At 43.6% G+C, this 8,582-nt stretch carries 7 protein-coding genes; all 7 read right to left on the bottom strand.

Annotated elements, in window-relative coordinates; all coding sequences use genetic code 11:
• Positions 1–691, bottom strand: a 691-nt coding sequence (locus B1K52_RS06445) for a LamB/YcsF family protein (RefSeq protein ID WP_077306494.1), incomplete at its 3' end; no start/stop codon positions are given.
• Between the two features lie 12 nt (positions 692–703).
• On the bottom strand, positions 704–1,426 hold the full coding sequence (gene pxpB, locus B1K52_RS06440) for a 5-oxoprolinase subunit PxpB (protein WP_077306492.1): 723 nt from the start codon (positions 1,424–1,426) through the stop codon (positions 704–706).
• Positions 1,427–1,447: 21 nt separating this feature from the next.
• Positions 1,448–2,674, bottom strand: coding sequence for an NRAMP family divalent metal transporter (locus B1K52_RS06435; RefSeq protein ID WP_077306490.1), 1,227 nt, complete (start codon positions 2,672–2,674; stop codon positions 1,448–1,450).
• Positions 2,675–2,866: 192 nt separating this feature from the next.
• Positions 2,867–4,396, bottom strand: a complete 1,530-nt coding sequence (locus tag B1K52_RS06430) for a glycoside hydrolase family 32 protein (RefSeq protein ID WP_077310522.1) — start codon at positions 4,394–4,396, stop codon at positions 2,867–2,869.
• Between the two features lie 107 nt (positions 4,397–4,503).
• A complete protein-coding gene (locus B1K52_RS06425) occupies positions 4,504–5,979 on the bottom strand; it encodes a glycoside hydrolase family 68 protein (RefSeq protein WP_077306488.1) in 1,476 nt (491 codons plus the stop codon).
• 174 nt (positions 5,980–6,153) lie between these two features.
• Positions 6,154–7,413, bottom strand: coding sequence for an ABC transporter substrate-binding protein (locus tag B1K52_RS06420; RefSeq protein WP_077306486.1), 1,260 nt, complete (start codon positions 7,411–7,413; stop codon positions 6,154–6,156).
• Positions 7,413–8,579: a response regulator gene (locus B1K52_RS06415; protein ID WP_077306484.1), complete on the bottom strand. Its 1,167-nt coding sequence runs from the start codon at positions 8,577–8,579 to the stop codon at positions 7,413–7,415. The genes B1K52_RS06420 and B1K52_RS06415 overlap by 1 nt, the downstream gene beginning before the upstream one ends.
• Positions 8,580–8,582: the final 3 nt, after the last annotated feature.

The raw sequence follows: 8,582 nt of genomic DNA, 5'->3' as shown, positions 1-8,582 counted from the left end.
GCTTTCTTTTATACCCATCGAGTTGTGTAAAAGAGACACCCTGAAGGAAACCCCCCCCCCCACCACCCGCCGTTACTTTTCCTTCCTGAATCATACGAACAACACGATCCACCGCAATCGCCACATCATGAATCATCGCATTCGGTTGGGTACGAGGCGTTAGTGTGCCATCAGCCTGATAAGTTCTATCCGCAAATACTTCTTGCGCCACACGTAAGCCCACTTTCTCTCCTGCATGAACAAGTTGACTGCCTGCCAAACCGAAAAGTACCAACTCAGGGTCAACCGCATGCACAGCTGCAGCAATTGCTTCCGCCATCGCGGCATCCTTAGATGCCATATTGTAAAGTGCACCGTGCGGCTTCACATGCTGAACCTGCGTCCCGCAAGCTTTAGCTGCACCTTGTATAGCACCAACTTGGTAAACAACCATATTATAAATCTCTTTAGGCGAGAGATTCATATTACGACGACCAAAGCCTGCCAGATCAGGGAAGCCCGGATGCGCACCAATTCCCACTCCTAGCTCTGCTGCTGTTTTAACAGTTTCCACCATGACATTGGGGTCACCCGCGTGAAATCCGCAAGCAATATTGGCGGATGATATGTACTTCAAGACTTCTGCATCGTTTCCAATTGTATAAGCACCAAAGCTTTCGCCCAAATCACTATTCAAGTCAATTGTCTGCATATCCGTTCCTCCTTACTTTTCCTTGCTGTTTATCTTATATTCCCCGGCTCGTACTGCTTCTGCGATTGCATCGTACTCACTTTTAGAAACCGGTACAAAACGCAAATAATGTCCAGAAGACAGTAAGATTGGCTGTTTGCTTTCTGGATCATACAATTTTACCGGCGTCTTTCCGATAATTTGCCATCCGCCAGGTGATTCCAGTGAATAAATGCCTGTTTGCGAAGCTGCTATCCCAACAGACCCCGCCTCTATTTTCGCACGCGGATTTTCCCGGCGCGGTGTAGCAATCTCTTCCGGCATACCGCCTAAGTATGGAAAACCCGGAACAAATCCCATCATATAAATCAAATAATCTTGTCCCGAATGAATTCGGATTACTTCCTCTTCTGACAGACCATTATGTTCGGCAACAAAAGCCAGGTCAGCACCTGTCTCACCGCCATAATAAGTTGGAATCTCATAAACAAGAGAAGCAGCATCCGCCACTCCTCCTTGAATCCTATCATATAGTTGCTCCAGCCGCTCCTTGAGCACTTGATAGCGAATTTTCTCAGGTCGGTAGAAAATGGTTAAGGTCGTATAGGCCGGTACCCATTCGATAATGCCATCAATTTGCTCCGACTTGAGGCGCGCAGCAAACAGCCGAATATTTTGATTCGTTTCCGCTGAGATTGTCTGTCCGAAAACGAGCTGAATGCCTGTATCTCCTAAAGGATGATAAGTAAGCGTCATTTTGTGGACCTCCTTCTCGAATTAGAACAATTGCGGCACTTTATCTATAAGTGTAACAACTGCCAAGTAAGCTGTAGCAAGGAAGACAATGGCACCGAAAATGGTCAGCCATATCGGATGCTTGTAGTCATCGCCAACAACAGACTTTTTGTAAGCTCCAATTAGCAAGACACCCAAAGCAACTGGTAAAATTAAGCCGTTAACTGCACCTGCAAGCACAAGCAATGTTGCGGGTTGTCCGACTAAAACCATGATAATCGTTGAAATAACGATAAAACCGATTGTCACCAGTTTCTGATGCCGTTCGATACTTTTAGATAAAGTCTTCAGGAAGGAAACAGATGTATATGCCGCCCCAACAACAGACGTGATTCCGGCAGCCCAAAGGATAAGCCCAAACATTTTATATCCAATTGTTCCGGCAGCTTCCAAGAAAACAGACGCAGCTGGGTTATTCGCATCCAATTTCACACCAGTAACAACAACACCTAATACGGCAAGGAACAAGAAAATACGCATAATGGAAGCGATTAATATTCCAGTAACCGAGCTTCGTGTCACATACCGAAGATTCTCTTTTCCAGATATTCCAGCATCCAATAAACGGTGACCGCCGGCAAACGTAATATAACCGCCGACTGTACCACCTACAAGTGTAATAATAGCAAATAAATCAAGATCCGTTGGCGCAAATGTACGCGCTACTGCTTGTCCGACTGGCGGATCACTCTGAAAGGCTACATATATGGTGAGCGCAATCATAACAATACCAAGAATACGTGCAATCTGATCCATCGCTGCACCTGCTTCTTTGGATAGGAAGATACCAATTGCGATAATACCAGTAATAATTGCACCAATACGAGCATCCATTCCAAAGATAACATTCAGACCAAGACCAGCACCGCCGACATTTCCGATGTTAAATGCCAAGCCACCTAACGCCACAGCAAATGCCAGGAAGTAACCAAGACCAGGCAGCACTTTATTAGCGATATCCTGACCGCGCATCCTCGATACTGCGATAATTCGCCATATATTCAACTGTACGCCAATATCTAATATTATTGACATAAGAATAACAAAGCCAAAACTGGCTAATAATTGCTCTGTGAAGACAGCTGTCTGCGTCAGGAAACCTGGACCGACTGCTGATGAACCCATCAAAAAGGCTGCTCCTAACAAAACACCTAATTTTCCTTTAGAAGAAGACTGCTTCTGATGTAAGTCTTTCTCTCTTGATGCCATACAAATCCCCCTTATGTAACGATTCTTACAAATCGTTTGTAGTATGCACTGCTTCCCTTACATTATCACAAATTTTTAATAAATAATAATCATTATAACGCACGAAATTATAATAACACAAGATGTAAGTTAATCTAACATAGACAGACGGCATAAAAAGAGGATCTGTTGTAGATCCTCTTTGCTTAGCGTCTATTTTGTATACCTTCTGACTGTCACGTTTGCAAACGTTGCCTCTCCATCTTCCGCAAACAACCTAATTCCTTTGTCTGCTGGCAGTGGAAATGCCAAATTACTATGCACTACTTTACCATCATTGACGAACACTTCTGCACTCATCTTGTCAATAAGAATAGTTAAATGCACCTGTTTCTTCTTTGCATCAAAAGGTGCTCGACTTTCTTGATACATCCCATCTTGAGTAGGATTAGCTGTAAGCCTCCTATTCACATAGGAATAGCCTCCATCTGCAGCAACACCTACATCCAAGTGACGGGAGCCATCTGTTGATTCCCTTAGCCGAAAACCAACATTCGAGCTATCCGTCCAAGAGATGTCTGCGTCTATTCGATATGTCTCAGCCTCTATGTTCAGGCTTTCAGATGCATCGTTTAACGTAATATTTTTAACAGTGTCTGTTTTTTGAACAAACTGATCTAATGCAGAGACCGGCGCAGATGCAAGATAGTAACTACTCTTCCCTTGTTGCAGGGTAATTTCTCTGACAACTGAATCCATGCCATTGAATCCATCTGTTTCCACGGAAGGCGTCTCATCCGCATACGACCAATTGTTCATCCAAGCCAGTGCATATCGTTTTGTTTTTTTATCTCTAGCTAAACCATCTTCAAAAGTTACACCACCATACCAGTCAAAGCCATAATCCAGCCATTTGGGCTGTTCATTATCCGGATGGAATTCAGTGCCATCAAAGTCGCCCGTCCAATACGCATATGTCTTCGGTTCTCCATTATTTTCTCCGTTCGCACTCATTCCAAGCACATACTTGACGGTACCATCAGGCGCACGCAGCTGGAATAAATCTGGGCATTCCAGTACACCAATACCTTTTGTTTGAAAATCACCAACAAAGTTCCAGCTTTTCAAATCGTTTGATTTATAGAACCCTATTTTTTCACCTTCTGCCAGTAACATCAGCCATGCGTTATTCTTTTCATCCCAAATTACTTTTGGATCTCGAAAGTCAGGTGTTCCTGGGTTAGCAAGTACAGGCTCCTCACTTCCTACCTGAAATGTATTGCCTTCATCCGTGCTGAACCACAGATACTGCTCTTGCTGACCTGTCGAACCTGTTGGCTGAGTGACAATCGCAATAAGCGCATCCTTACCAAACCCGGCTGTATTGTTTTGATCATGCACAACAGAACCTGACCAAGGATCACCATTTTCCGTCGTGTATTTGGGAATGCTAACGCCATGGTCTTCCCAATGAATCAAATCCTCTGAAGTTGCATGCCGCCATTCTGTACCATTTCCATTGGGGTAATCTTTATTGTAGAGATAATAATAGTGGTATTTTCCTTGATAATAAATCGGTTTTTGTGGATCATTCTTCCACTTATCAGGTGAGCTAAAGTGGAAAACAGGACGGTAAGTAACTGCTTGTGCCTTCCCGGCATTATGTTGTTCTGCTGATTCCCGGTTTATTAATAGAAATACTGTAACTACTACCAAAGCGAGCAATAGGGAGATGACAAGCATCTTCGACTTTGTGTTCACAATCTTTTTCACTTTATCTTCACCACATTTTTCTAAGATGAACGAAAAGGAAATGCCATCACCCTGACATTTCCTTTTCTAGTCCTTTTTTATTCTTCTTCGTATGTGATTTGCCCTTGATCCAAGATGCCATTTTTAACGACGGAAGAACGTTTGCCATCGATATCTAGCAAGAATGAAGGAGCAAATGTAGACTTGTGATCCTGGAAGAAACCACGGTTTGTCATATAGCTTGTTACAACAAACTCATCTGATTCTTTCTGAGGAATCACATAATGCGCGTATGTCCAAGTCAGATCATTCGGATCTAGATCCTGATGAAGTACAATACCCGTCTTGTTCATCGGCTTATATGGACCAGTAAGATTGTTGGCAACATAGCCAAGCATATAAATATCTTGATCATCAATTCCATCGATTGTCATTTTAGAACCGCGTGTGCTCGTGAACAAGTAGAACTTACCATCTTTCTTGAAGATATTCGGACGCTCAATTTCATCCGTCACAGTATTGGAAACGATTAGTGGTTTCATTTCTTTTTTGATTGTGTAATCGTCATTAATTTCGATTATACCGATTGCACCATTCGCCAGTTCTGCTGTGTCTTTATTTCCGCTGTTTTGAAGCTGACTGAATTCTTCACGGAAGTAATTCATGCCATTTCCGTAGTACGCACGATTGTATAAAGATTCCTCACCAGAGTAGCCATATTCTGTACCAGTATTTGCTTCGAAGACTAGATATTTCTTCCCTTTATCTTCGATATAATGTGGGTCACGGAGTGTATGGTTGTTAGCGAAGTTGCGGTCTTCAAAGGCTTTTTCCATATTCTCATATGTCTCGCTATCGCCACCGCTGTAAATAGTTTTATGATCTTCTACCCCATCAACCTGCAATGTACCTTGGCTCTTTTCAGATACATTTACTTGTGCTGTTGTCAGGGACTGTCTGCCGAAGATACCTTCTGCTTCATTCCAGCCGCCACGGTTTGTGTAGAATAAACGTACTTCTCCGTCTTCAGTGAAGGTAGCAGAACCAGACCATTCTTCTTGCTGACCAGCTAACGTTTTATCACCTTTATACTTATCTTCATCCTCGAAAACACGCCCTGCATTTTTCCATGCATCAACAGAGCTATCGTCTGCTTTCTTATAGAAAAGGTAAATGAATGTATCACTGGCATCTTTCGGGTCACCAGCAAGACCGAATACGAGGTGATAGCCGTTGTACTCTGCTACTGTGCCGTCTGTATTTTGAAGCGGCCATGTATCCCAAACATCCATTTTAATCTCATTACCGTTTTCATCTATCTTCGTAGCTGATTCGATATTTTTAATAGAAGAAGCATCAAAACTAGGAACAGTAAACTGTTTGTTCCCGTGCTGGCCGATCATTTGCTCCATGTCCTGACGAGTAATTGGTGATGCACCATACGTCTCTTTAAACGGTTTTACATCCCCGTCTACATGTGTTTTTGCTGAAGCAACTGTCAGACTGCTTCCAATTATCAATGCTGCACTTAAAGAAGCAACACTAGCTTTTAAAACTCGTTTCTGAAATTTCATCCCGTATTCCTCCTATATATAATTGCTAATCCCATATAAGACATGCCTTGGCACGTCCGTTATAAGCTCAGTATAGGACAGCAGCGAGAAAACAGGGATGGCTTGTTTTGATCTCCTTTTCGTCTAAATTTGATATTTATTAGAATAGTCCCTTACCTCCGAGGGACTTCTTCACTATTTTGAAGAAACACGTTGCCTCCAAGCATGATCTAAGTCCTGTAATGCATCACGCTTGGACGTTTCTTCGTTCACATACTGCTTCAAAACTTGTCCAAATGCTTCTTTAAGTGGCGGAGAATAGGAAGACCAGTTGAAACTTTGCCCTTCTTGCTGTTGATACTGTTTCCACACACTTCCACTAAGTCCCGATTCGGAAGGTTGAATCGATTGGAATGCTGGTATAAAATGCAGCTGCTCTGTTTGAAATTCACGACCTTCTGCAGATTCAACCATCCAGCGCAGGAAACGCTTTGCCTCCCGTATCTCCGCTTCTCCAGATTGCTTATTCACGACCCAATAACTCGGCACACCTGCAACTAACTGTGCATCTCCATCGTCATCAAGCGGTATCGGGAACATCCCCACTTCCAGCTTGGGCACTTCATTCTCAAGCAGCGGCTCAACCCAATTCCCTTGAACAATCATTGCCGCTTTTCCATTTCGGAATGCATCCATTTCTGTATAATAATCTGCAGTCGCCGCATGCGGGTTGCCGTATGCAAGTGTCAAATCAACAAATCGTAACAGATTACGAAAACCGTCACTATCCGCAAAGCTTGTCCGATTGTCAGATAGACTTTCTATAAAAGCCTCCGGACTTGATTGTTCAGCAAATGCCAAACTCGTCAAATGGTGGCCCAGCTTCCATTCTTCATAATAGCCATTTGCAAATGGCGTAACTCCGTTCTGGTTTAGCTTTTGTGCCGCTGCTTCCAGTTCCTTAAACGTTCTTGGAGGCTGGTCCACGCCAGCTTTTTTGAATAGCTCTTTATTATAAATAATTCCAAAACCTTCAATGTTCATCGGCATCCCATATACTTTTCCTTCCAACGTCACAGGAGCAAGTGTATCTGGACGCGCATCCTCTATCCACGATTCGCCGCTCAAGTCCTCCAAATAATGCAGCCACTCATCCGTGGAAGCATAACCGACATTTGTAAAGATGTCCGGTCCCTGGCCTATTGCCATTTGTGTTTTCAAGTCAGAGAAGTCATCTGAAATCCCGCCAACTGTCTCTGTTTGAATACGAACATGCGGGTGCGACTTCTCGTATAACGAAGCCATCTTTTCAAATTGACCTGCTATTTCAACTTTTGGGTTTCTGACTGTAATTGTAACAATTTTCTCGGTATCGTTATTCACAGTCTTTTGCATCGGAAGACAGCTAGCTGACAAGCCAAGCAAGAGAAGAAATAGAAGTAATCGCTTCCCCATTATGTTGCCTCCTGCATCTTCTTTTTCACCCGATAAGCAGAAGGCGTAAGACCCGCTTCCTTCTTAAAAAGCTTCGAGAAATATTTTTCATCTTGATAGCCCAGCAATCGTGCAATGTCGTATGACGTCTTATCTGTTTGTTCCAGCCACTCCCTCGCCTGCTTCATTCGGCAGTCGGTGACGAACTTGGAAAGCGTCATCCCGGTTTCCTGCTTGAATTTACGTGATATATGCTCCTTTGTCAGGAAAAAAAGCTTGGAAAGACGTTCCAAGCTTACGTCCTCCATATAGTAATCCTTCACATAAGTGACAATATCTTGACCCCTCTGCTCCGATTCAAGCTCATCAAGTCGCTTGATTGTACGATAGCGATGTGCAGCCAGCTCACTTCTAAGCTGACTGAAAACACTTGCTATATCATCCAGTTCCTGGAGCTGCTGCTGTACCAGCCTAACTGGTATATGAAGATGCTTGCGAAGCCAATTTTCAATCTCCAGCCAATGTCCAGCCGCTGACAGCACGATATACAGATGTTCATCAGACTGCAAGCGGAATACATCTCCACATGCTGTCCTCCTAAGTTCGTCAGCTAATGTATCCATGCACGCTGCAGGCTGATGCATGTGATAAAAAGATAGTAATGTCAGGTCAAGATGCTCCACTTGCGGCAGCGCCTCCTCTAGAAGAGACAAATCTTTCGTTTCATTTTTACAAAGCGCCGTCACTAGCTGCTCAAGCCGCAGCCGCTTGGCGTCCTCCAGCATAACCGCTTCCTCTGTGTAGATATTTTTATCAGATTGCACGGCTTGCGTCACTTTCTCCAACACTTTCGTAAAGCTATCACATTCTATTGGTTTCAAAAGATAGTCGAAGCTATTGAATTGAATCGCTTTTCGCATAAATTGATAATCATCATATCCTGACACCAGAATACATTTTGCTCTATCCCCTGCCGCATGAAGCCGTTCCATTAACTGAATGCCATCCATGCGAGGCATCTTGATATCGGTAAAGACAATCTCCGGCTGCTCTGCTGCAATCAATTGCAGCGCCTCTTCTCCATTGCTTGCCTCCAAGAGCTTTGTTATGCCGTTCTCCTCCCAGTTGCCGAGCATCCTCAGCACATCACGCCCATTTCTTTCATCATCCACAAGTAGCGCCTTCATGCT

It is taken from the genome of Terribacillus halophilus (assembly GCF_900162685.1).
Taxonomy (GTDB): domain Bacteria; phylum Bacillota; class Bacilli; order Bacillales; family Amphibacillaceae; genus Terribacillus; species Terribacillus halophilus_A.
Note: the sequence above shows the minus strand (reverse complement) of the source record. Positions and strands in the feature narration are given on the sequence as shown.

Bases quoted from the DNA above. Each gene is read 5' to 3' on its own strand.
- pxpB (WP_077306492.1), bottom strand. From the start codon at position 1,426: ATGACGCTTACTTATCATCCTTTAGGAGATACAGGCATTCAGCTCGTT.
- B1K52_RS06435 (WP_077306490.1), bottom strand. From the start codon at position 2,674: ATGGCATCAAGAGAGAAAGACTTACATCAGAAGCAGTCTTCTTCTAAA.
- B1K52_RS06430 (WP_077310522.1), bottom strand. From the start codon at position 4,396: ATGCTTGTCATCTCCCTATTGCTCGCTTTGGTAGTAGTTACAGTATTT.
- B1K52_RS06425 (WP_077306488.1), bottom strand. From the start codon at position 5,979: ATGAAATTTCAGAAACGAGTTTTAAAAGCTAGTGTTGCTTCTTTAAGT.
- B1K52_RS06420 (WP_077306486.1), bottom strand. From the start codon at position 7,413: ATGGGGAAGCGATTACTTCTATTTCTTCTCTTGCTTGGCTTGTCAGCT.
- B1K52_RS06415 (WP_077306484.1), bottom strand. From the start codon at position 8,579: ATGAAGGCGCTACTTGTGGATGATGAAAGAAATGGGCGTGATGTGCTG.